Origin of the sequence: Streptomyces malaysiensis subsp. malaysiensis (assembly GCF_040653035.1) — a bacterium.
Classification (GTDB): domain Bacteria; phylum Actinomycetota; class Actinomycetes; order Streptomycetales; family Streptomycetaceae; genus Streptomyces; species Streptomyces malaysiensis.
Genome location: NZ_JBEZNG010000004.1, coordinates 314,276 through 334,749, shown reverse-complemented (window position 1 = coordinate 334,749; position 20,474 = coordinate 314,276). Strand labels below are relative to the sequence as shown.

The 20,474-nt window shown below is 71.9% G+C and carries 16 protein-coding genes; 11 read left to right on the top strand and 5 right to left on the bottom strand.

Going from position 1 to position 20,474, the window contains the following annotated elements; translation table 11 throughout:
• The first annotated feature begins 12 nt into the window (after positions 1 to 12).
• Positions 13 to 765, top strand: coding sequence for an ABC transporter permease (locus tag AB0E24_RS10995; RefSeq protein WP_079259379.1), 753 nt, complete (start codon positions 13 to 15; stop codon positions 763 to 765).
• A 15-nt stretch (positions 766 to 780) separates the two neighbouring features.
• Here the strand turns inward: AB0E24_RS10995 and AB0E24_RS10990 are convergent, their stop codons facing one another.
• Positions 781 to 1,548, bottom strand: a complete 768-nt coding sequence (locus AB0E24_RS10990; RefSeq protein WP_093703880.1) for a hypothetical protein — start codon at positions 1,546 to 1,548, stop codon at positions 781 to 783.
• Between the two features lie 275 nt (positions 1,549 to 1,823).
• On the opposite strand from AB0E24_RS10990, the gene ggt reads away from it, so the two are divergent.
• On the top strand, positions 1,824 to 3,599 hold the full coding sequence (ggt, locus tag AB0E24_RS10985; RefSeq protein ID WP_079260727.1) for a gamma-glutamyltransferase: 1,776 nt from the start codon (positions 1,824 to 1,826) through the stop codon (positions 3,597 to 3,599).
• Between the two features lie 109 nt (positions 3,600 to 3,708).
• Here the strand turns inward: ggt and AB0E24_RS10980 are convergent, their stop codons facing one another.
• From AB0E24_RS10980 to AB0E24_RS10970, 3 genes are read right to left on the bottom strand one after another with little or no spacing between them, the layout of a single operon-like run.
• Positions 3,709 to 4,266 (bottom strand): isochorismatase family protein, encoded by a 558-nt coding sequence (locus tag AB0E24_RS10980; protein WP_102937001.1) that lies wholly within the window; start codon positions 4,264 to 4,266, stop codon positions 3,709 to 3,711.
• A 53-nt stretch (positions 4,267 to 4,319) separates the two neighbouring features.
• Positions 4,320 to 5,804, bottom strand: coding sequence for an MFS transporter (locus tag AB0E24_RS10975; protein ID WP_359376130.1), 1,485 nt, complete (start codon positions 5,802 to 5,804; stop codon positions 4,320 to 4,322).
• On the bottom strand, positions 5,801 to 6,277 hold the full coding sequence (locus AB0E24_RS10970; RefSeq protein WP_069867057.1) for a MarR family winged helix-turn-helix transcriptional regulator: 477 nt from the start codon (positions 6,275 to 6,277) through the stop codon (positions 5,801 to 5,803). The genes AB0E24_RS10975 and AB0E24_RS10970 overlap by 4 nt, the downstream gene beginning before the upstream one ends.
• A gap of 162 nt (positions 6,278 to 6,439) precedes the next feature.
• Here AB0E24_RS10970 and AB0E24_RS10965 point away from each other — a divergent pair, with 162 nt between their 5' ends.
• From AB0E24_RS10965 to AB0E24_RS10925, 9 genes are all read left to right on the top strand, one after another.
• On the top strand, positions 6,440 to 8,353 hold the full coding sequence (locus AB0E24_RS10965; RefSeq protein ID WP_359376127.1) for a hypothetical protein: 1,914 nt from the start codon (positions 6,440 to 6,442) through the stop codon (positions 8,351 to 8,353).
• A 917-nt stretch (positions 8,354 to 9,270) separates the two neighbouring features.
• Positions 9,271 to 10,113 (top strand): nitrilase-related carbon-nitrogen hydrolase, encoded by an 843-nt coding sequence (locus AB0E24_RS10960; protein WP_069867056.1) that lies wholly within the window; start codon positions 9,271 to 9,273, stop codon positions 10,111 to 10,113.
• Positions 10,110 to 11,597 carry an aspartate aminotransferase family protein gene (locus AB0E24_RS10955; RefSeq protein WP_359376125.1) on the top strand — a complete coding sequence of 496 codons (1,488 nt, stop codon included), beginning with the start codon at positions 10,110 to 10,112 and terminating at the stop codon, positions 11,595 to 11,597. Before AB0E24_RS10960 ends, AB0E24_RS10955 begins: the two co-directional genes overlap by 4 nt.
• Positions 11,597 to 12,997 (top strand): dihydropyrimidinase, encoded by a 1,401-nt coding sequence (hydA, locus tag AB0E24_RS10950; RefSeq protein WP_069867055.1) that lies wholly within the window; start codon positions 11,597 to 11,599, stop codon positions 12,995 to 12,997. The genes AB0E24_RS10955 and hydA overlap by 1 nt, the downstream gene beginning before the upstream one ends.
• Positions 12,998 to 13,011: 14 nt before the next feature.
• Complete coding sequence (locus AB0E24_RS10945) at positions 13,012 to 14,013, top strand: TIGR03842 family LLM class F420-dependent oxidoreductase (protein ID WP_069867054.1); 1,002 nt, start codon at positions 13,012 to 13,014, stop codon at positions 14,011 to 14,013.
• Positions 14,014 to 14,301: 288 nt separating this feature from the next.
• Entirely contained in the window at positions 14,302 to 15,339 is a 1,038-nt protein-coding gene (locus AB0E24_RS10940) for a methyltransferase (RefSeq protein ID WP_069867053.1), read from the top strand.
• 105 nt (positions 15,340 to 15,444) lie between these two features.
• Positions 15,445 to 16,935, top strand: coding sequence for an MFS transporter (locus AB0E24_RS10935; RefSeq protein ID WP_359376122.1), 1,491 nt, complete (start codon positions 15,445 to 15,447; stop codon positions 16,933 to 16,935).
• A 242-nt stretch (positions 16,936 to 17,177) separates the two neighbouring features.
• Complete coding sequence (locus tag AB0E24_RS10930) at positions 17,178 to 18,005, top strand: inositol monophosphatase family protein (RefSeq protein WP_069867051.1); 828 nt, start codon at positions 17,178 to 17,180, stop codon at positions 18,003 to 18,005.
• 44 nt (positions 18,006 to 18,049) lie between these two features.
• Positions 18,050 to 19,462, top strand: coding sequence for a phytoene desaturase family protein (locus AB0E24_RS10925; RefSeq protein WP_173963188.1), 1,413 nt, complete (start codon positions 18,050 to 18,052; stop codon positions 19,460 to 19,462).
• 61 nt (positions 19,463 to 19,523) lie between these two features.
• Here AB0E24_RS10925 and hemC read toward each other — a convergent pair whose 3' ends face one another.
• Positions 19,524 to 20,459, bottom strand: coding sequence for a hydroxymethylbilane synthase (hemC, locus tag AB0E24_RS10920; RefSeq protein ID WP_359376119.1), 936 nt, complete (start codon positions 20,457 to 20,459; stop codon positions 19,524 to 19,526).
• Between the last annotated feature and the right edge of the window lie 15 nt (positions 20,460 to 20,474).

Below are 20,474 nucleotides of genomic sequence, written 5' to 3'. Positions count from 1 at the left end.
CAAGGGCCACTCATGACTCTTCTCGCCCACACCGGCATCGTCTTCGGCCGGTGTCTGCGCTCCACGCTTCGCTCGAAGACCAATCTCGTCTTCGGGATGCTCCAGCCGCTGCTCTTCCTCGCCCTCTTCGGTCCGCTGCTGACCGGGCTCGACATGGGCGTCAGCGGATCGTCCTGGCAGACGCTGGTCCCCGGGGTGCTCGTGCAGCTCGCCCTGCTCGGCGGGTCGTACGTCGGACTCGGACTGCTGATGGACCGCAACCTCGGCGTACTGGACCGGATGCGGGTCACCCCGGTCAGCCCGCTCGCGCTGCTGCTCGGCCGCACCCTGCGCGATGTCGTCCAGCTGGTGGCTCAGTCGGTGCTGCTGGTGCTGCTCGGTCTGGCCTTCGGGCTGCGCGCCCCGCTCCCCGGGGTGCTGCTCGGGCTGCTGTTCGTGGCCGTACTCGCGGCGGCCCTGTCCGCGCTCTCCTACGGGCTGGCCATGAACGTCCGCACGGCCCCGGAGTTCGCCGCCATCGCCAACACGGCCGGTATGCCGCTGATGCTGCTCTCCGGGCTGCTGCTGCCGATGACCCTGGCCCCCGGATGGCTGGCGGGCGCCTCGCGAGCCGTGCCGTTCCGCTACACGGTCGACGCGGTGCGCCAGGCGTTCCTGGGGCACTACGCCAACACCACGGTCGCCGTCGGGGCGGCCGTGACCCTGGGCCTGGCGGCGCTGTGCCTGCTGGGCGGGGCGCGGCTGTTCGGCCGGGTCCGGGCCTGAACCGGCCCCGCTGCCTCAGTCGTCCTTCGCCGCTGCCTTGGTGGCCGCCTTCGCGGCGGCACGGGGGCCGGCCGAGGAGGTCGCGGGCTTGGTCACATCCGCGACCAGCTCCACCAGGTCCGGGCCGTACGACTGGGAGTTGACGACCTTCAGCAGCAGGCAGAAGGAGCCCTGGGAGCCGTACTTCCGGGCGAACCGGGTGCGGTTGCGGACGAGGTGGCGGACGGCGGCGCGATGGGTGACCGGCCGCTGACCGGCCGCCAGGAAGACCGGCCGGCTGTCGTCGCCCGCCGTCAGCCGGGCCAGCAGCACATGCTCGACCGCGCCCGGCTCCGGGCGGTAGTGCGTACCGGCGATGGTGAACGTCCCCCGCTCCATGCCGGGGTCGTCCCCGGGGTGCACGGTGACGCCGGGCAGCAGATTGGCGATATGGGCGGCGAGCCTGCGGTGCGCGGTCGGATCACCGATGCAGAACTCGGTACGCGCCCCGAAGCCCTGCAACCCGGTGTCATGCGGGGCCACCTCGGGGTGTGCCCCGCAGTTCTCCACGACCGACGCGATACTCAGCAGCGCCAGCGCGTCATGGCGGGGGATGCTCCAGTGGGCCGAAGTGCTGTCCCGGTGGGTGACCAGCACACACTCCGAACCGTCCGGCAGGCCGAAGAAGAGCTGCTCGCGGGCGCGCTTGCGGCGCGCGAACGCGGAGTGCACGGCCCATCCGGCGGCCAGGCCCACGATCAGGGCCGCCGCGGAGGCGATCAGGTCGGTCAGGGTGTCTGTCATGGCCGCGCATCGTAGCCGCCCATTGGGTACACGTTCGAGCGTACGGGTGAACGAATACAGGAACGGACACATGAACGGATGGCGGGACGGAACGCTCATCCACCCCTGTCGTGAGCATGAGGCTCGCGGGTAGGCTCCGGCCCTGTCGTTTCGCTTGGAGGTCACGGATGGGGCACGCCGCAAGATCAGCCGCGTCGTCAACGAGGTCCACCACTCCCGCGTCCGCCGCGGCGGGCGTCCGGCGCCGGCTGCCCGCGCTGGCGGCCGCGGCCGGTATGGTCGCGGTGCTGGGCGTCGTCCCGGCCGGTGCCGCCGGGCATGAGAGCGCCGCGGAGGCGCCTCCCGCCAAAACGCCCGAGGCCGTCGGCTACGGCGGCGCGGTCTCCAGCGTGGACCCCGACGCCTCGGCGGCCGGGATCGACGTACTGCGGCACGGGGGCAACGCGGTGGACGCCGCGGTGGCGACCGCCGCCGCGCTCGGGGTCACCGAGCCGTACTCGGCGGGTGTCGGCGGCGGCGGATACTTCGTCTACTACGACGCCAAGCGGCACCAGGTCCAGACCCTCGACGGCCGCGAGACCGCGCCCCGCAGCGCGGACAAGAACCTCTTCCTCGACAAGGACGGCAAACCGCTGCCGTTCGCCGACGCCGTCACCAGCGGGCTGAGCATCGGCACCCCCGGCACCCCCGCCACCTGGAACGACGCCCTGAGGAACTGGGGCACCCGATCGCTGGGGCAGGTGCTCAAGCCCGCCGAGCGGCTGGCCGACGACGGGTTCACGGTCGATGCCACCTTCCGCCAGCAGACCGCCGACAACGAGGCCCGCTTCAAGGACTTCCCGGCCACCGCCGAGCTCTTCCTGCCCGGCGGCAAGCTCCCGGCGGTCGGCTCGACCTTCCGCAACCCCGACCTCGCCCGTACCTACGCGCTGCTGGCCAAGAAGGGCGTCGGCGCCATCTACAAGGGCGAACTGGGCCGCGACATCGTCGACACCGTGCGCAAGCCGCCCGTCGACCCGAAGGCGCAGCGGGTGGTGCGCGCGGGTGATCTGACCGCCGAGGACCTGCGGGCCTACGGAACGAAGCGGCAGGCCCCGACCCGGACCTCCTACCGCGGTCTGGACGTGTACGGCATGGCGCCCTCGTCCTCCGGCGGCACCAGCGTCGCCGAGGCGCTCAACATCCTGGAGCGGACCGACCTCTCCAAGCTCGGCGACGCCGAGTATCTGCACCGCTATATCGAGGCCAGCCGGATCGCCTTCGCCGACCGGGGCCGCTGGGTCGGCGACCCCACCGCCGAGGACGTCCCCACCAAGGGGCTCACCTCGCAGCGGTTCGCCGACTCCCGCGCCTGCCTGATCAAGGACGACGCGGTGCTCAAGAGCCCCGTACCGCCCGGTGACCCGAACCACCCGACCGCGCCCGGCTCCTGCGACACCCGTGGCCACGCCGCCCCCACCACGTACGAGGGCGAGAACACCACGCATCTCACGGTCGCCGACAAGTGGGGCAATGTGGTGGCCTACACCCTCACCATCGAGCAGACCGGCGGCAGCGGGATCACCGTCCCCGGCCGTGGCTTCCTGCTCAACAACGAGCTGACCGACTTCTCCTTCGCGCCCGCCGACCCCGCCGTCCACGACCCGAACCTGCCGGGCCCGGGGAAGCGGCCGCGCTCGTCCATGTCGCCGACGATCGTGCTCGACGGCCACAAGCCGGTGCTGGCGCTGGGCTCCCCGGGCGGGGCGACCATCATCACCACCGTGCTCCAGACCCTGCTGAACCATCTCGACCGGGGCATGCCGCTGGTCGACGCGATCGCCGCACCGCGCGCCAGCCAGCGCAACGCCGCCCAGACGGAGCTGGAACCGGCGCTGTGGAACGGCCCGGAGCGCGCCAAGCTGGAGGCGCTCGGCCACTCCTTCAAGCAGAACCCCGAGATCGGGGCGGCCACCGGTGTGCAGCGGCTGTCCGGCGGACGGTGGCTGGCGGCGGCCGAGACGGAGCGGCGGGGCGGCGGCTCGGCGATGGTGGTGAGCCCGAAGCGCTGAGGATGATGTGACGCCGGCGGGCTCCGGGTGTTCGTGCCGGGAGCCCGCCGGTGCGGTGCGCGGTGCGCTCGGCGCGCGGTGTGCTCGGCCCGCTTTGAGCAGCGGGCTTTCAGCCCAGCAGGCCGATGATCGCGTCGGTGGAGTCGGTCTCCCCGAGCCGGGGGAAGATCTTCTCGACGCTGTTGCGGTGCGCCTCGGCGTCCATGTCGGTCATGGCGTCGGTCGCGAGCGTCACGTGGTACCCGTGCGCGTACGCGCCACGGGCCGTGGACTCCACCCCGATGCTGGTGGCGACGCCACCGAGCACCACCTGGGTCACCCCGCGGCGGCGCAGCTGGAGGTCGAGGTCGGTGCCGTGGAAGGCGCCCCAGGTGTGCTTGGTGACCACGACATCGCCGTCCTCCTGGCCGAGTTCCGGCACCAGGTCGGCGAAGTCGGCCGGGAACCGCCCGCCGGCGGCGCTGCCCTGTGCCTCGGTGCGGCCCGGGGCCCCGGCCACCACCCGGACCAGGACGACCGGCAGCCCGCGCTTACGGAAGGCGGCGGCCAGCCGGGCGGCGCGCTCGACGACCTCGGCGGTGGGGTGGACGGTGGGCAGTCCGGTGATGCCCTTCTGGAGGTCGACGAGGACCAGGGCGGTGTTCGGGTCGAGCGTGGTGGCGGGCACGGTGCCTCCTGGAGTGGGTTTCTTCGAGGGGGATTGCGGGGGAATGGCTGTGGTCAGGTGCGGGCGCGGGCGCGCAGGGCTTGGTCGGTGGCGGTCAGCAGCAGCACCGCGAGGCTGAGCGCGGCCGCCACCGTGGCGATGCCGTGCAGCCCGGCGGCGGTCGCCCGCTGTCCGTAGAAGAGCCCGATCAGCCCGGCGGCGGTGATCGCGCCGAGGTACTGCGAGGTGCGCTGGAGCCCGGCCGCCGCGCCGACGCTCTCGCGCGGGGCCTGGGTGTAGACGGCGGCCTGGTTGCCGGTCGAGGACAGCCCCTGCGGCAGCCCGAAGACCACCGCGACCAGCAGCAGCGCGACCAGCGGGGTGGACCCGTCGGCGAGCAGCAGCACCCCGCTCCCCGCGGCGAGCAGGGTGGCCGCGAGGACGAGCGGCGCGTAGATGCCCTTCGTACGGGCGCCGAGCAGTGAGCAGACGGCGGCCGCGCCCGACATGGGCAGCATGATCAGCCCGGCGTGGGACGCGGAGTAGCCGTGCCCCTCCTCGAGCCACTGCGCGTATCCGTACATGACCATGTAGATGACCAGGTACGCCGTGCCATGGCGGAGGTAGGTGGGGGCGAGGGAGCGGTTGCGGCCGATCATCCGCAGATCGATGAAGGGGTGAGGGCGGCGCAGCTGCCACCAGGCCAGGACGGTCGCGAGCGCCAGGACGACGGGCAGCAGCGCCCAGTGGGGCCGCTCCAGATCCATCAGGAAGATCATGAGGGCGGTGAGGGTGGCGGTGAAGAGCGTGACCCCGAGTGGATCGAAGGCCGCGCCCGTGGTCCGCGCCCCGGAGTCGTGGCCGTCCCCGGCCACCGTACGGGTCCTGGGGAGCCAGAGCAGCGCGAGGGCGAGCCCGATGAGGGACAGCGGCACATTGACCGCGAAGATCGCCCGCCATCCCGCCGTGGCGGTGAGCACCCCGCCCAGCACCGGACCGACCGCCGCGCTGCCGAGCGCGGCGAGCGAGAGCCGGCCGAGCACGGGACGCGGCGTCTCCCGGCCGGTGACGAAGGACTGGGCGCGCAGCAGCGCCATCGCCGCCGGATAGGCCGCGGACGTACCGATGCCGAGCAGCACCCGTGAGGCGATCAGCCAGCCGAACGCGGGCGCCAGCGCGCCCACCAGCCCGGCGGCGCACACCAGCAGCAGCCCCCAGAGGAAGACCCGGCGCGGCCCGAGCAGATCGGCCAGCCGCCCCATCGCCGGCTGCGCCACGGCGCTGGCGAGGTAGAGGGAGGCGACCAGCCAGGCGGTCTGTGAGGCGCCCACGCCGAAGTCATGGCCGATGGCCACCAGGCCGGTGGCGATCATCGTGGAGTTGACGGGGTTGAGGACCGAGCCGATGAGCAGCGGGGCCATCAGCCGGGGGCCGAAGGGGTCGGCGGGGGCGGTGCCCACCGTTTCGGCCGCCGCTATGACGGGTTTTTCCGCGGCGGCGGGTTTTTCTACGGCGGCGGGCTCTTCCGCGGCGGCGGGCTTTTCCGCGGTGTCCGTCATTCCTGGACCAGGCGCTTGAGGAGCTCGGTGGCCTCGGCGAGCGTGCGGCGCTCAGCGGCGTCGAGGCGGGTGTCGATCGCGTCGAGCAGCCAGCTCTGCTTGGCCTGCCGTACGGATGCGATCGCCTGCCGCCCCCACTCGGTGACCGAGAAGACCACCTGCCGTCCGTCCGTGGGATGCGGGGCCCGCTCCACCAGCGCCTGCTCCTCCAGCGCCGACAGGATCATGCGCATCGACTGCGGCCGCACCAGCTCGGCGCGGGCCAGCGCGGCGGTGGTGGTCGGCCCCTCGGTGTAGAGCCGGCCGACGACCGCGCGCTGGGAGGGGGTGAGCGCCCCCTGCGAGGAGGCCGCCCGCATACGGCGCATCAGCAGGCTGACGACCGCGGCTAGGTCGGCGGCGATGCGCTCCTCCGCGCGGGGGCTCTCTGCCGGAGCGGCGGCCGCGGCGGGCGGGTGATCAGGCGTGGCCATATGCGACACGGTAGGAGGTCGACAGGCAAACTTGCAAGTTTGCTTGTTGTGTGCGGAGGAGGAAAACCGTCCGTAGCACGGCCGTAACCGGGTCCGTAACACGCGGGGTGTCGAATGCGTGGCCTTGGGTCGTGCATCGTCCGGGGTGAGGGGGTGGCCACGGTGAGCGGGCAACTCCCGCCCGAGGTCGAGGAGTTCGCGAGATACCTGCGCGCGCTGACGAGAGGGCTGGACGCGGGGACAGGCTGGTACGGCGTCTTCGCCCTCCGCGACCCGGAGGGGCTGCGGGCCTGTCTCGACGGCCTCGAGGTGCCGCCGTGGGACCTCGTCCAGTCCCTGCTCCAGGACCTCTCCGCCCAGCGCGGCCCCCAGATCGCCGAGGATGCGGCGGCCCGCGCGGCGACCCTCTACCGTGCCTCGGTCGCGGCCCACGACGCGGGACCCGGCGCCCGCGAGGCGCTCCAGGGCCGCCTGGACGGCATGCTCCGCCAACAGCACAACGCCGCTACGCGCGAACGCGACCTCCGCGCGGCGGTGTCCGCCGCCGAGGACACGGCGGCCCGGGAGCGCCTCGCCGCGGACCTGGCGTGGGCCCACGACGACTGGCAGCGCGCCACGGCCCGCACGGAAGAACTCCACGCCCGCCTTGCCGCGACAACGGCGCCCTCGCCATCGGGTGCCCCCGCGCCCGCCATGTCCGGCTACTCCCGGGGCCTGGCCCCGGAGCCCGAGGCAACCCGCGTGGCCGCAACGGCGACGCCCCCGCCATCGGGCAGCCCCGTGGCCGCCACGTCCGGCTACTCCCGCGGCTGGGCCCCGGAGCCCGAGGCAATGGGGGCCCAGGGTGCCCTGGCGGGTGCCGTAGGCGGGGCCGATGGTGGGGACCTGCGTGGGGCGCGGTTCGCGGCGGCGTACGAGGGGGAGGGCGGCGGCACCACAGGGGTTGCCGCCGAACCCGGCGCCGCGCCGCCCCGGCAGGCCGCGAGCGACACAGAGCCGGCCGGGCCGGTCGGTGAACCGGGAGCCCTCCACCCCTCGGGCGCATCGCCCGCGCCCACCACCGTCCGGCCCGCCCCCGCGAGGTCTCGGCCGCGTGGGGCGCGGTTCGCCGGGGTGGAGGAGGCGGACACGGCATCCCGCCTCTCCTGGCCGTCGGCCCCGGAGGTCACGGCGGCGGCCCCGGCAGTGGGGCTCGCATCGCCGGGTTCCCCTGAGAGTGCCGCAGCGTCTCCTGTGGAGCCGAGCGCGCAGCACCCCGCGCAGGGCCCCGAGCCCGCGACGCCCACGACTACGCCCGCCCCCGCGAGGTCACGACCGCGCGGTGCGCGATTTGCCGGGGCCGGGGACGCGGGGGCGGCGGCACCTCCCTCGGCTGCGTCGCCCTTGGCGGAGAGTGAGGCCGAGGTACGCGCGACCCCGCGTGGTGCGCGGTTCGCCGGGGCGTACGGCGGCGAGGAGGGCGACAAGCGCCGTAAGCGGGACAGGGCGGCCGACGACGGGCGGCGGCTCGCCCGCGAGGCGGCGGAGCGCGCCGAGGCCCGACGCGCCGCCCAGGAGGCGGTTGCGCGGCTCGGCCGACTCCGGGCGGAGGGACGCACAGGCGAGGCCCATGTCGTGCTGTACGAGGCCGCCGCCTGGCCCGCCCCGCGGCTGCCGGTCCTAGCGGAGGAGTTGGAGCGCGCCGGGCTCAGGGCCGATGTGTCCACTCTGCTGTGGGAGATGGCGTGCCTGCCGCCCGCACGGCTCGCCGCCGCTGCCGAGGCGCTGGTCGCGGCGGACCGCGAGGTCGAGGCCGAGCAGCTGCTGCGGCAGAGCGTCTCGCGTCCCGTCCTAGAGGTGGCCCACATCGCCCTGTCGCTCCTCGCGGCGGGCGCCCGTCGCGAGACGGCCCTTCTTCTGGGGGCGCTGATCCGGGCTCGTACGCCGGAGGAGGCGGCGCGGGCGGCGGCGGAGGACCCGGCCGCGCTGATACCCCTGCTACTCGACGCGGCGGCCGAGGTGTCCTCCGGCAGCCAGCACGACCTCGCCCATGCACTGCGCATGGCGGGCCTGCCGGGCGTACCCGGTCTCGCCTGACGCCGGGGCTCTGAGGCTGGGGCTCTGGGATTGGGGGTCTGGGTTGGGGGTCTGGGGTTGTTCGGCTGTTCGTTTGGGTGCGGGTTTCGTTTCGCGCCTTCGGCGCATTTGAGCAGCGGGGTGCGGGGGTGGGGGGTGCGGCATGGCTGCCGGGCGCCGGGCCGGTGGGTGCGGGCGTCGGTGGCGGCTCCTCTAGCCCAGGGCTGGGGTCGGCGCCGGACAGCCGCGAGGGGTTGGGGTACCCCCTCCGAAAACGTTTGACAAATTAGTTGCTTCAGATCAAGCGTTTTTTCGAGGGGTACCCGGAGCGCCCGTCAATCCGGATCCCGCGATCAGAGCAGCCGCCCCGACGACGCGGCCCGCCGTCTTCCATCAGGCCCCCCGCCGGCAGTCCGGCATCGGCCTCAGCTCCCGGGGACAGGTGCCGCCCCGGTGCCCGCACCCGCCAACCCGGCGCCCGGCGACGTGCCCGCGCCCCCCACCCCCTGTCCCGCTGCTCAATTGCGCCGAAGGCGCGAGACGAAACCCGCACTCAATTGAGCCGAGTAGCCCAACGGACCCACCGGCCCGCCGCCCGGCAGCGTGGCTGCGCTGATTGTCAGGAGGGCCCACCCGCTGGCAGTCCGGCATCGGCCTCAGCCTCCGGGCGCAGGTGCCGCTCCGGTGCCCGCATCCACCAACCTGGCGCCCGGCGACGTGCCCGCGCCCCCCACCCCCTGTCCCGCTGCTCAATTTGCGCCGAAGGCGCGAGACGAAACCCGCGCCCAAACGAGCAGCCGAGCCACCTCACCCGAAAAAACACGAAACGTGATCGTCTTTGTTGAGTAACGGCGGCGGTATTGCCAGAGTGGTCAGTGCGCTCTTACGTTCTTCACAGCCGGATTCTACGTGCGTAGACACAGGTTGAGGAGCTGCTCATGGCCAACCTCGTACGCGCCGCTCTCGTCCAGGCCACCTGGACCGGCGATACCGAATCGATGATCGCGAAGCATGAGGATTACGCCCGGCAGGCGGCCGCGCAGGGCGCCAAGGTGATCGGCTTCCAGGAGGTGTTCAACGCGCCGTACTTCTGCCAGGTGCAGGAGGCCGAGCACTACCGGTGGGCGGAGCCCGTGCCGGACGGGCCGACCGTCCAGCGTATGCGGGAGCTGGCCCGGGAGACCGGGATGGTGATCGTCGTCCCTGTCTTCGAGCTCGAGCAGTCGGGCTTCTACTACAACACCGCGGCCGTGATCGACGCCGACGGCAGCTATCTGGGCAAGTACCGCAAGCACCACATCCCGCAGGTCAAGGGGTTCTGGGAGAAGTACTACTTCAAGCCGGGAAACCTGGGCTGGCCGGTGTTCGACACCGCCGTCGGCAAGGTCGGCGTGTACATCTGCTACGACCGCCACTTCCCCGAGGGCTGGCGCGCGCTGGGCCTGGCCGGGGCGCAGCTGGTCTACAACCCCTCGGCCACCTCGCGCGGTCTCTCCGCCTACCTCTGGCAGCTGGAGCAGCCCGCCGCGGCCGTCGCCAACGAGTACTTCATCGCCGCGATCAACCGCATCGGCACCGAGGAGTACGGCGACAACGACTTCTACGGCTCCAGCTACTTCGTCGATCCACGCGGCCAGTTCGTCGGCGATGTGGCCAGCGACAAGGAGGAGGAGCTGATCGTCCGCGACCTCGACTTCGGTCTGATCGACGAGGTGCGCCAGCAGTGGGCGTTCTACCGCGACCGACGACCCGACGCCTACGAGGGGCTGGTGCAGCCATGAGCGGCCACACCGACGGCGGCAATGCCGTAAAGGGCAATGGCAACGCCGTAAAGGGCAATGCCGTAGAGGGCAATGCCGTAAATGCCAACGGCGTAAAGGGCAACGGCGTGAATGACGGCAATGACGTAAAGGACGGCAACGGCGCAAAAAACACCAAGCGCGACCTGAGCCGTGGACCCCACGCCACCCTCCACGCACGGCACCAAGCCGTCCTCCCCGACTGGCTCGCCGTCTACTACCAGCGCCCCATCGAGATCACCCACGGCGAGGGCCGCCATGTCTGGGACGCCGAGGGCAACCGCTACCTCGACTTCTTCGGCGGCATCCTCACCACGATGACCGCACACGCCCTCCCCGAGGTGACCAAGGCGATCAGCGAGCAGGCGGGCCGGATCCTGCACACCTCCACGCTCTACCTCGACCGGCCCATGGTCGAGCTGGCCGAGCGGGTCGCAGCGCTGTCCGGCATCCCGGACGCGCGGGTCTTCTTCACCACCTCCGGCACCGAGGCCAACGACACGGCCCTGCTGCTCGCCACCACCCACCGCCGTTCCAACCAGATCCTGGCGATGCGCAACAGCTACCACGGCCGCTCCTTCTCGGCCGTCGGCATCACGGGCAACCGCGGCTGGTCGCCGACCAGCCTGTCGCCGCTCCAGACGCTGTACGTACATGGCGCGGTGCGCACCCGGGGCCCGTTCGCCGGGCTGTCGGACGGGGAGTTCATCAAGGCGTGCGTGGCCGATCTGGAGGACATCCTCGGGCAGGCGCACGGCAATGTCGCCGCGCTGATCGCCGAGCCGATCCAGGGCGTCGGCGGCTTCACCTCGCCGCCCGACGGGCTGTTCGCCGCCTTCCGCGAGGTGCTTGACCGGCACGGCATCCTGTGGATCACCGATGAGGTGCAGACCGGCTGGGGCCGCACCGGCGATCACTTCTGGGGCTGGCAGGCGCACGACGGCTCCGGGCCGCCCGACATCCTCACCTTCGCCAAGGGCATCGGCAACGGCATGTCGATCGGCGGTGTCGTCGCCCGCGCCGAGGTCATGAACTGCCTGGACGCCAACTCCATCTCCACCTTCGGCGGCAGCCCCATCACGATGGCCGCCGGGCTGGCCAACCTCAACCACCTGGTCGAACACGACCTCCAGGGCAACGCCCGCCGGGTCGGCGGGCTGCTGATCGAGCGGCTGCGCGCCGCCTGCGCCGGTCTGGACACCGTGCGCGAGGTCCGCGGCCGGGGGCTGATGATCGGCGTCGAGCTGGTGGAGCCGGGCACCGGCGAGCCGTCCCCCGAAGGGGCGTCCGCCGTGCTGGAGGCGGCCCGGGAGGGCGGGCTGCTCATCGGCAAGGGCGGTGGGCACAACAGCAGCGTGCTGCGGATCGCCCCGCCGCTCAGCCTCACCGTCGCCGAGGCCGAGGAGGGCGCGGAGATCCTCGAGGCCGCCCTGGGGACCGCCCGGTCCGGAAGGAGGGCGAGCTGATGTCCCGTACCGTGATCCGCGGCGGGCTGGTCGTCACCGCCGCTGAGGAGACCTCGGCCGATGTGCTGATCGAGGACGGTAAGGTCGCCGCCCTCGCCGCGCCCGGCAACGAGTGGGCAAAGGGCTGGACCGCCGACCGTACGATCGACGCCACGGATAAGTACGTCATCCCGGGCGGGGTCGACGGGCACACCCATATGGAGATGCCGTTCGGCGGCACCTTCGCCGCCGACACCTTCGAGACCGGCACCCGGGCGGCGGCCTGGGGCGGCACCACCACCATCGTGGACTTCGCCGTCCAGACGGTGGGCCACGCCCTGCGCGAGGGGCTGGACGCCTGGCATCTCAAGGCGCGGGGCAACTGCGCCATCGACTACGGCTTCCACATGATCCTCTCCGATGTGAACGAGAGCTCGCTCAAGGAGATGGATCTCCTGGTGGGGGAGGGTGTGACCAGCTTCAAGCTGTTCATGGCCTATCCGGGGGTCTTCTACAGCGACGACGGGCAGATCCTGCGGGCCATGCAGCGCGCCTCCGCCAACGGCGGGCTGATCATGATGCACGCCGAGAACGGCATCGCCATCGACGTCCTGGTGGAGCAGGCCCTGGCCGAGGGCAGGACCGACCCCCGTTACCACGGTGAGGTCCGCAAGGCGCTGCTGGAGTCGGAGGCGACCCACCGCGCCATCCAGCTCGCCCGGGTGGCCGGCGCCCCGCTGTATGTGGTCCATGTGTCGGCCGAGGAGGCCGTGGCCGAGCTGACCCACGCCCGCGACCTGGGGCTTCCGGTTTTCGGCGAGACCTGTCCGCAGTATCTGTTCCTGTCCACGGACAACCTCGCCGAGCCGGACTTCGAGGGCGCCAAGTACGTCTGCTCCACCCCGCTGCGGCCCGCCGAGCACCAGGCGGCGCTGTGGCGGGGGCTGCGGACCAACGACCTCCAGGTGGTCTCCACCGACCACTGCCCGTTCTGCTTCGCCGGGCAGAAGGAGCTGGGCCGGGGCGACTTCTCCAAGATCCCCAACGGGATGCCGGGCGTGGAGCACCGGATGGACCTGCTCCACCAGGCCGTGGTGGACGGCCATATCTCCCGCCGCCGCTGGATCGAGATCGCCTGCGCCACCCCGGCCAGGATGTTCGGCCTCTATCCGCGCAAGGGCACCATCGCCCCCGGGGCCGACGCCGACATCGTCGTCTACGACCCACTGGCCCGGCAGACCCTGTCCGCCGAGACCCACCATATGAACGTCGACTACTCGGCGTACGAGGGCAAGCAGATCACCGGGCGGGTCGAGACCGTGCTCTCGCGCGGTGTCCCCGTCATCGACGGGCGGGAGTACACCGGGCGCGCCGGGCACGGCCGGTTCCTCTCGCGCGACACCTGTCAGTACCTGAGCTGAGCCAGGGAGCGAGCATGGACTTCGGACTCGTGTTGCAGACCGATCCACCCGCCTCGGCCGTCGTCGAGCTGATGCGCCGCGCCGAGCGCAACGGCTTCGGCTATGGCTGGACGTTCGACTCCGCCGTGCTGTGGCAGGAGCCGTTCGTCATCTACAGCCAGATCCTGGCCCGGACCGAGCGGCTGATCGTCGGCCCCATGGTCACCAATCCGTCCACCCGCACCTGGGAGGTGACCGCCTCCACCTTCGCCACCCTCAACGAGATGTACGGCAACCGCACCGTCTGCGGTATCGGCCGCGGCGACTCCGCGCTGCGGGTGGCGGGGCGCAGACCCAACACGCTCGCCCGCCTCGGCGACGCCATCGACGCCATCCGCGATCTGGCGGAGGGCAGGGAGGCCGTCGTGGACGGCAGCCCGATGCGCATCCCCTGGATCGAGAACAGCGAGCTGCCGGTGTGGATGGCGGCGTACGGCCCCAAGGCGCTCGCGCTGGCCGGGCGGAAGGCCGACGGCTTCATTCTCCAGCTCGCCGACCCCTTCCTGACGGAGTGGATGGTCAAGGCGGTGCGCACCGCGGCCGCCGACGCCGGGCGGGATCCGGACGCGCTCACCATCTGTGTCGCCGCCCCCGCGTATATCGGCGACGACCTCGACCACGCCCGTGAGCAGTGCCGCTGGTTCGGCGGCATGGTCGGCAACCATGTGGCCGACCTGGTGTCCCGCTACGGCGACCACTCCGGCGCCGTACCCGAGTCCCTGACCGCGTACATCAAGGAGCGGCAGGGGTACGACTACGCCCACCACGGCCGGACCGGAAACCCGGACACGGCCTTCGTCCCCGACGAGATCGTGGACCGGTTCTGCCTGCTCGGCCCGGCCGAGGCGCATATCGAGAAGCTGGAGCGGCTGCGCGACCTGGGGGTCGACCAGTTCGCCGTCTACGCGATGCACGACGCGAAGGAGCGCACGCTCGACGCGTACGGCGAGCGCGTCATCCCCGCGCTCACCGGCTGACACCCGCCGGCCGGTGGTGGACCACCGGCCGGCCTCCGGGCCCCGCACGGCCCCGTTCGTTTCGTCCCCCTCTCCGTGGCCCGCCCTCTCGCTGAAGCGCTTCACTTCCCGGCAAGGGGCCTTTTCTCAAGGAGGGGTTAATTCCGTTTATTCGGCCACTCGCCGACTACGGCCGGAGAGCGAAAGGCGCTCGCTCCCTCAAGCCTTCGAATATGGTTACAATCACCTCGGATTTTGTGCTCTGATGTGCCGTCGGCTGAACGACTCCTTGTCACAGAAGGGTTGGGCATGACGCAAACCGAGGTACCGATAGAGGTGGAGCTCAGAGGGCTCTACAAGGCCCACTATCGGTTTCAGTTCCTGAGCGCGGCATTCCAGTTAGGGCTCTTCGCGCTGGTGGAGAAGGAGCCCGGTCTGGCCGTACGGGAGATCGCCGGACGGCTGGGCCTCAAGGAGCAGCCCACTCGTATCCTCCTTCTCGGCTGTACGGTATTCGGGCTTTTGCGCAAGGACGGTGACGGCTATCACACCACCCCTCTCTCGAAGCCGCTGACCGCCGACTTCGACGAGGCGCCCGCCTCCAACATTCCCTGGGAACAACACGGTATCTACCGGGCGATGGCCTGGTTCTGTGAATCCCTCAAGGAAGACACCAACATCGGCTTGCGGCGGGAGATTCCGGGAACGGCGCCCACCCTCTACGGGCGGCTCGCCGAAAATCCGGAACTGGAAGCCACATTCCACACCATGATGTCCTCGGTGAGCAGGCTCGTGGGCGCCGAACTGGGAGAGAAGCTGGACCTCTCCGGGTGCGCCCATCTCCTGGACGTCGGCGGCGGAACGGCCATCAACGCCACCAACTTCGCCGCCCGCTGGCCGGATCTGCGCATCACCATCGGCGATCTCCCCTCGATCGCGACGGCCGCCAATGAGAAGGTCGAGAAGCTGGGGCTGGCCGACCGGGTGCGAGCGGTGAGCCTCGACGCGTTCAACGACGAGTTCCCGACCGGCTGCGACGGTGTGCTCTTCGCCCACTTCCTGGAGATATGGTCCCCCGAGCGGGTCCAGGCGCTCCTCGCCAAGGCCGCCCGCGCCCTCCCGCCCGGCGGCGGGATCTACGTGGTCACCCCGCGCCAGGACGACGACGGCACCGGACCCGAGCGGGCGGCGCTGCTGTCCGCGTACTTCCACACCATCGCCTCCGGTGAGGGCATGGTCTACACGGGCGCCGAGTACGAGGAGTGGTTTCGCGCGGTGGGCATCGAGCCCTCCGGACGGCTGCCCCTCGGCGCGGACACCGTCGTGATCACCGGCCGCAAGGCATAGTCCGGAACCAGGCGAGGACATCCCCGGCGGGACGGGCCGTTTCGATGCGGAGGTCGTAACGGCCCGTGTGCCGGGGCATGACCCGCCCCGATCAGGAGGCGAACCATGGCCGGCGCCACGAGCCCAGCCACCCCGGACCACGCGGACAGCGGACGGGGCCGTCCGCTGCCGCACGACCGCCACAAGTGGCTGATCCTGGGGATCTGCTGTATCAGCCTGTTCATGGTGGGCCTCGACACCACCATCGTGAACCTCGCCCTGCCGTCCATCCGGAAGGACCTGGACGCCACGCCCTCGGGGCTCCAGTGGACGGTGGACGCCTACACCGTGGTGCTCGCCAGCCTGCTGATGCTCTCCGGCTCCATGGCCGACCGGTTCGGCAGGCGCAGAACCTTTCAGAGCGGGCTGCTGCTGTTCAGCCTGGGGTCGCTGCTGTGCGGGCTGGCTTCCGACACCGGTTCGCTCATCGCCTTCCGGATGGTCCAGGCCATGGGCGGCGCCATGCTCAACCCTGTCGCGGTCTCGATCATCGCCAACACCTTCACCGATCTGAGGGAGCGGGCCAGGGCGATCGGGCTGTGGGGCGCGGTCGCGGGGGTGAGCATCGCGCTGGGCCCCGTCGTCGGCGGTGCGCTGGTGGACTCGACCGGCTGGCAGGCCGTCTTCTGGGTCAACCTCCCGGTCGCCGCCCTCGCGCTGATCCTCACCTCGCTGTTCGTCCCCGAGTCCAAGGCCCCGCGGCCGCGCAGGCTCGATCCGGTGGGGCAGCTGCTGGTGATCGTGGGGCTCGCGACGCTGACGTTCGGCATCATCGAGGGCCCGGTCAGGGGCTGGGGCTCGGCGCTGATCGTCGGCTGCTTCACCGTCGCCGTCGTGGCCGCCGTGACCCTCATCCGCTATGAACTCCGCCGTGCCGAACCGCTGCTGGACGTCCGCTTCTTCCGCAGCCCCTCCTTCAGCGGCGCCATCGCCTCCGCGGTGTGCGGCTTCGCCGCGCTCGCCGGGTTCCTCTTCCTCAACGCCCTGTACCTCCAGGACGTCAAGGACTTCTCGCCGCTGCACACCGGGCTGCTCACGCTGCCGATGGCGGCCATGACGCTGGTCTCCTCACCGCTCGCGGGCCGTATCGTCGGCGCCCGCGGCCCGCGCATCCCCATGGTGATCGCCGGTGCCGGTACGGCGGGGTGCGGACTGCTGCTGACCCAGGTGCGGGCGGACACCCCGATCTGGTACCTCGTCATCGCCTATGTGGCCTTCGGTATCGGCTTCGGCATGCTCGACGCCCCGCTCACCTACTCCGCCGTCTCCGGGATGCCGCGCTCCCAGGCGGGGGTGGCCGCCGCGGTCACCTCCACCGGCCGTCAGGTGGGGGCGGCCCTCGGCGTGGCCGTCCTCGGCTCGGTCTCCACCGCCCGGGTGCACGGCCCCTTCAGCTCCGGATTCCCCGGGGCCAGCCATCTGGGCTGGGCGATCATGGCCGGATGCGGTATCGCCATCGTGACGCTGGGCCTGCTCACCACCGGCGTCCGGGCCCGCCACCCGGCGGAGCCCAGCCCGGAACCGGCCGCCGAGCAGCCCGCCGAGCGCGTGCCCTAAACGCCCGGCACCCCGCCGAACGCGTGCCGTAAACGCCCGGCAGCCTGCCGAACGCGTGCCGTGACCGCCCGCCCGGCACCCCGCCCGGCACCCCGCCCGTTCCCCCTATCGAGGGGGCGGACCGCGATGCCGGGCGAAAGGCGGATCCGAGCGTTTCGCGGCGATCGCTCCCTTCACCTCGATGACACCGCACGTCAGCCGCTGTGCCATCTGCCGTCGCAGAGGCATGATTCGATGAACGCATGATCGATGAATTTCTCGCCGGTGATCTCGGCGCGGTGGAGGAGGCGATCCGCATGGCGGTCGCCGACGAGGTCATGCCGCGCTTCCGGCAGCTCGCCGCCCATGAGATCGTCGAGAAGAACGGCCCGCACGACCTGGTGACCATCGCCGACCGGCAGGCCGAGGAGCGTCTGACCGATGCCCTCACCAAGCTGCTGCCCGGCTCCGTGGTGGTGGGCGAGGAGGCCGTGCACGCCGATCCGGCCGTGCTCAGCCACCTCGGCGGCGACGCGCCCGTATGGATCGTCGATCCGGTCGACGGCACCCGGCAGTTCGTCCACGGCGACCCCGGTTTCGCGACGCTGGTCACCCTCGCGCAGGGTGAAGAGCTCCTCGCGTCCTGGACCTACGCCCCGGTGCTCGACCAGATGGCGATCGCCCGCCGGGGCCGGGGCGCGCTGCTCAACGGCGAGCCGATCCACTGCGGCTCCCCCGAGCCCGGCGCGCCCCTCCACGTGGCCGTCTCCCACTTCGACTTCACCACCGACGCGGAGAAGCGCACCCTGGCGAGCCTGCGGGCGCCGGGAGTTGAGGTGCGCCCGTGTGGTTCGGCCGGTCTGGAGTATCTGAACGTGGCCCGGGGGCTGCTCGACGCCGTCGCCTTCACCTGGGAGAACGCCTGGGACCACGCCGCCGGGCTGCTGCTGGTCGGCGAGGCGGGCGGGGCGCAGGCCACGCTCGGCGGCGAGCCGTTCCGGATCGCCGGGGGCAATGCCCTTCCTTTCACGGCGGCCAGGGACGAGGCGGCCGTTCGGCATATCCTGGGCCTGCTGGCCGCCGCCGGCTGATCGTTCCAACGATTCCTCAAGGACGAGGGGGCCATGTGCCGTCCATGCTCGACGCGGTAGTCGTGGGTGCCGGGCCGAACGGGCTGACCGCGGCCGTCGAACTCGCCCGCCGCGGCTGTGCGGTGGAGATCTTCGAGGCCGCGGACACCATCGGCGGGGGCTCACGCACCGAAGAGCTGACCCTCCCCGGCTTCCGGCACGACCCCTGCTCCGCCGTGCACCCCCTCGCCATCGGCTCCCCGGCCTTCGAGCGGATGCCGCTCGCCCGGTACGGCCTGGAGTGGCTGCACCCCGAACTGCCGCTGGCCCACCCCTTCCCGGACGGCACGGCCGCCGTGCTGGCCCGCTCGGTCGGCGAGACCGCCATGTCGCTCGGCCCGCGCGACGCCGGTACCTACCGCCGGCTGATCGCGCCCTACCTCGGCCGCTGGGCCACCCTCGCCCCCGATCTGCTGCGCGCCCACTGGGACGGGGTGCCCCGCGACCCGATCACCTGGGCCCGCTTCGGGCTGCATGCGCTGCTGCCGGTCTCGCTGCTCGCCGGTCCGCTGCGCTTCCGCGACGAGAAGGCGCGGGCCCTGTTCGCCGGGCTGGCCGGGCACGCCATCGCGCCGACCAGCGCGGTGGCCACCGGCGGACCCGCCCTGATCTTCGCCATCGCGGCCCATGAGGTCGGCTGGCCGATTCCGCGCGGCGGCTCCCAGTCGATCGTGAACGCGCTGGGGGCCTACCTGCGCGAACACGGCGGGAAGATCCACGTCTCCACCGAGGTCAAGCGGCTCGACGAGCTGCCGCCCGCCCGTGCGTACATCTTCGACACCTCACCGCGCGCCCTGGCCCGTATCGCCGGTCTCGGCAACGCCTACCGCCACTACCGCTACGGCGCCAGCGCCTTCAAGATCGACTACGCGCTGTCCGGTCCGGTGCCCTGGACCGCGCCCGACGCCCGGCGGGCGGGCACCGTCCATATCGGCCCCACCTCGGGCGAGATCGGCGCGGCGCTGCGGGCCGCCGTCGACGGCCGGGACCCCTCCGTACCGTTCCTGATCACCTCTCAGCCGACCCTCCTCGACCCGTCCCGGGCCCCGGAGGGCAAGCACACCTTCTGGGCGTACGGCCATGTGCCCAGCGGCTGGAAGGGCGACGCCACGGAGGTGATCGAGCGTCAGATCGAGCGCTTCGCACCAGGCTTCCGCGATCTGGTCCTGGCCCGCGCGGTGGCCGGCCCGCCCGAACTCGCCGCGCGCAACGCCAACTACATCGACGGCGACATCGGCTGCGGCGCCTTCGAGGGCATCCAGGCGGTCATACGGCCCAAGCTGGCCCGCGTCCCGTACGCCACCGCCCACCCGGCGGTCTTCCTGTGCTCCTCCGCGACCCCACCGGGGCCCGGTGTCCACGGCATGTCCGGCCACCACGCGGCGCGTGCGGTCTGGCGGAGGCTGCGGGGGCGGTAGCCCCCGGGGCCCCGGGAGGGGACGGCTGCCACCTCAGCGCTCGATGCTCAGTGCTCAGTGCTCAGTGCGGGATCGTGTCGATGACCTCGCGGGCGCCCTGCCGCAGCAGCGCCACCGCGACCGACGTCCCCAGGGTGGCCGGGTCCAGCGGGCCCGCCCACTCGTGGGCGTCCAGCACCGTCTTGCCGTCCGGGCTGAAGACCCGGGCGCGCAGCGAGAGCCGGCCGTCGCGCTCGGCCCTGGCGTATCCCGCGATCGGCGAGTTGCAGTGCCCCTGGAGCACATGCAGCAGCATCCGCTCGGCGGTGACCTCTTTCCACACACCGGCCTCGCCGAGCCCGGCCACGGCCTCGATCGTCTCGGTGTCGTCCTCCCGGCACTGGAGCCCCAGCACCCCGGCCCCGATCGGCGGGCACATGGTCTCCACCGGCAGGATCTCGCTGATCCGGTCCGTGCGGCCGATCCGCTTCAGTCCGGAGACGGCCAGCATCAGGGCGTCGCATTCGCCCGCGTCCAGCTTCTCCAGCCGCCGGTTGGCGTTGCCGCGCATCGGCACGCACTCCAGATGCGGATGGCTCATGGCCAGCTGGGCCACGCGCCGCACCGACGAGGTGCCGATCCGGGTCCCCGCGGGCATCTCGTCGAGGGTCAGCCCGCCCGGGTGCAGCACGGCGTCGCGGATGTCGTCCCGCTTGAGGTACGCGGCGAAGACCGTGCCCGCGGGCAGCGGGCGGTCGGCGGGCACGTCCTTGATGCAGTGCACGGCGAGATCCGCCTCGCCCGCCAGCAGCGCGGCGTCCACCTCCTTGGTGAACGCCCCCTTGCCGCCCAGCTTCGCCAGATCGCCCATCCACCGGTCGCCTGAGGTGGTGACGGGCACGACCTCCGTACGGACACCCGGCCGCAGCGCGGCCAGCTCGGTACGGACCCGCTCGACCTGGGCGAGTGCCATGGGGGAGGAGCGGGAGACGATGCGGATCAAATCGGCGGACGACATGGCCTAGAGGATAGG

Bases quoted from the DNA above. Each gene is read 5' to 3' on its own strand.
- hemC (WP_359376119.1), bottom strand. From the start codon at position 20,459: ATGTCGTCCGCCGATTTGATCCGCATCGTCTCCCGCTCCTCCCCCATG.
- AB0E24_RS10970 (WP_069867057.1), bottom strand. From the start codon at position 6,277: ATGGCCACGCCTGATCACCCGCCCGCCGCGGCCGCCGCTCCGGCAGAG.
- AB0E24_RS10955 (WP_359376125.1), top strand. From the start codon at position 10,110: ATGAGCGGCCACACCGACGGCGGCAATGCCGTAAAGGGCAATGGCAAC.
- AB0E24_RS10975 (WP_359376130.1), bottom strand. From the start codon at position 5,804: ATGACGGACACCGCGGAAAAGCCCGCCGCCGCGGAAGAGCCCGCCGCC.
- AB0E24_RS10995 (WP_079259379.1), top strand. From the start codon at position 13: ATGACTCTTCTCGCCCACACCGGCATCGTCTTCGGCCGGTGTCTGCGC.
- AB0E24_RS10930 (WP_069867051.1), top strand. From the start codon at position 17,178: ATGATCGATGAATTTCTCGCCGGTGATCTCGGCGCGGTGGAGGAGGCG.
- AB0E24_RS10990 (WP_093703880.1), bottom strand. From the start codon at position 1,548: ATGACAGACACCCTGACCGACCTGATCGCCTCCGCGGCGGCCCTGATC.
- AB0E24_RS10945 (WP_069867054.1), top strand. From the start codon at position 13,012: ATGGACTTCGGACTCGTGTTGCAGACCGATCCACCCGCCTCGGCCGTC.
- AB0E24_RS10935 (WP_359376122.1), top strand. From the start codon at position 15,445: ATGGCCGGCGCCACGAGCCCAGCCACCCCGGACCACGCGGACAGCGGA.
- hydA (WP_069867055.1), top strand. From the start codon at position 11,597: ATGTCCCGTACCGTGATCCGCGGCGGGCTGGTCGTCACCGCCGCTGAG.
- AB0E24_RS10960 (WP_069867056.1), top strand. From the start codon at position 9,271: ATGGCCAACCTCGTACGCGCCGCTCTCGTCCAGGCCACCTGGACCGGC.
- AB0E24_RS10940 (WP_069867053.1), top strand. From the start codon at position 14,302: ATGACGCAAACCGAGGTACCGATAGAGGTGGAGCTCAGAGGGCTCTAC.
- AB0E24_RS10925 (WP_173963188.1), top strand. From the start codon at position 18,050: ATGCTCGACGCGGTAGTCGTGGGTGCCGGGCCGAACGGGCTGACCGCG.
- ggt (WP_079260727.1), top strand. From the start codon at position 1,824: ATGGTCGCGGTGCTGGGCGTCGTCCCGGCCGGTGCCGCCGGGCATGAG.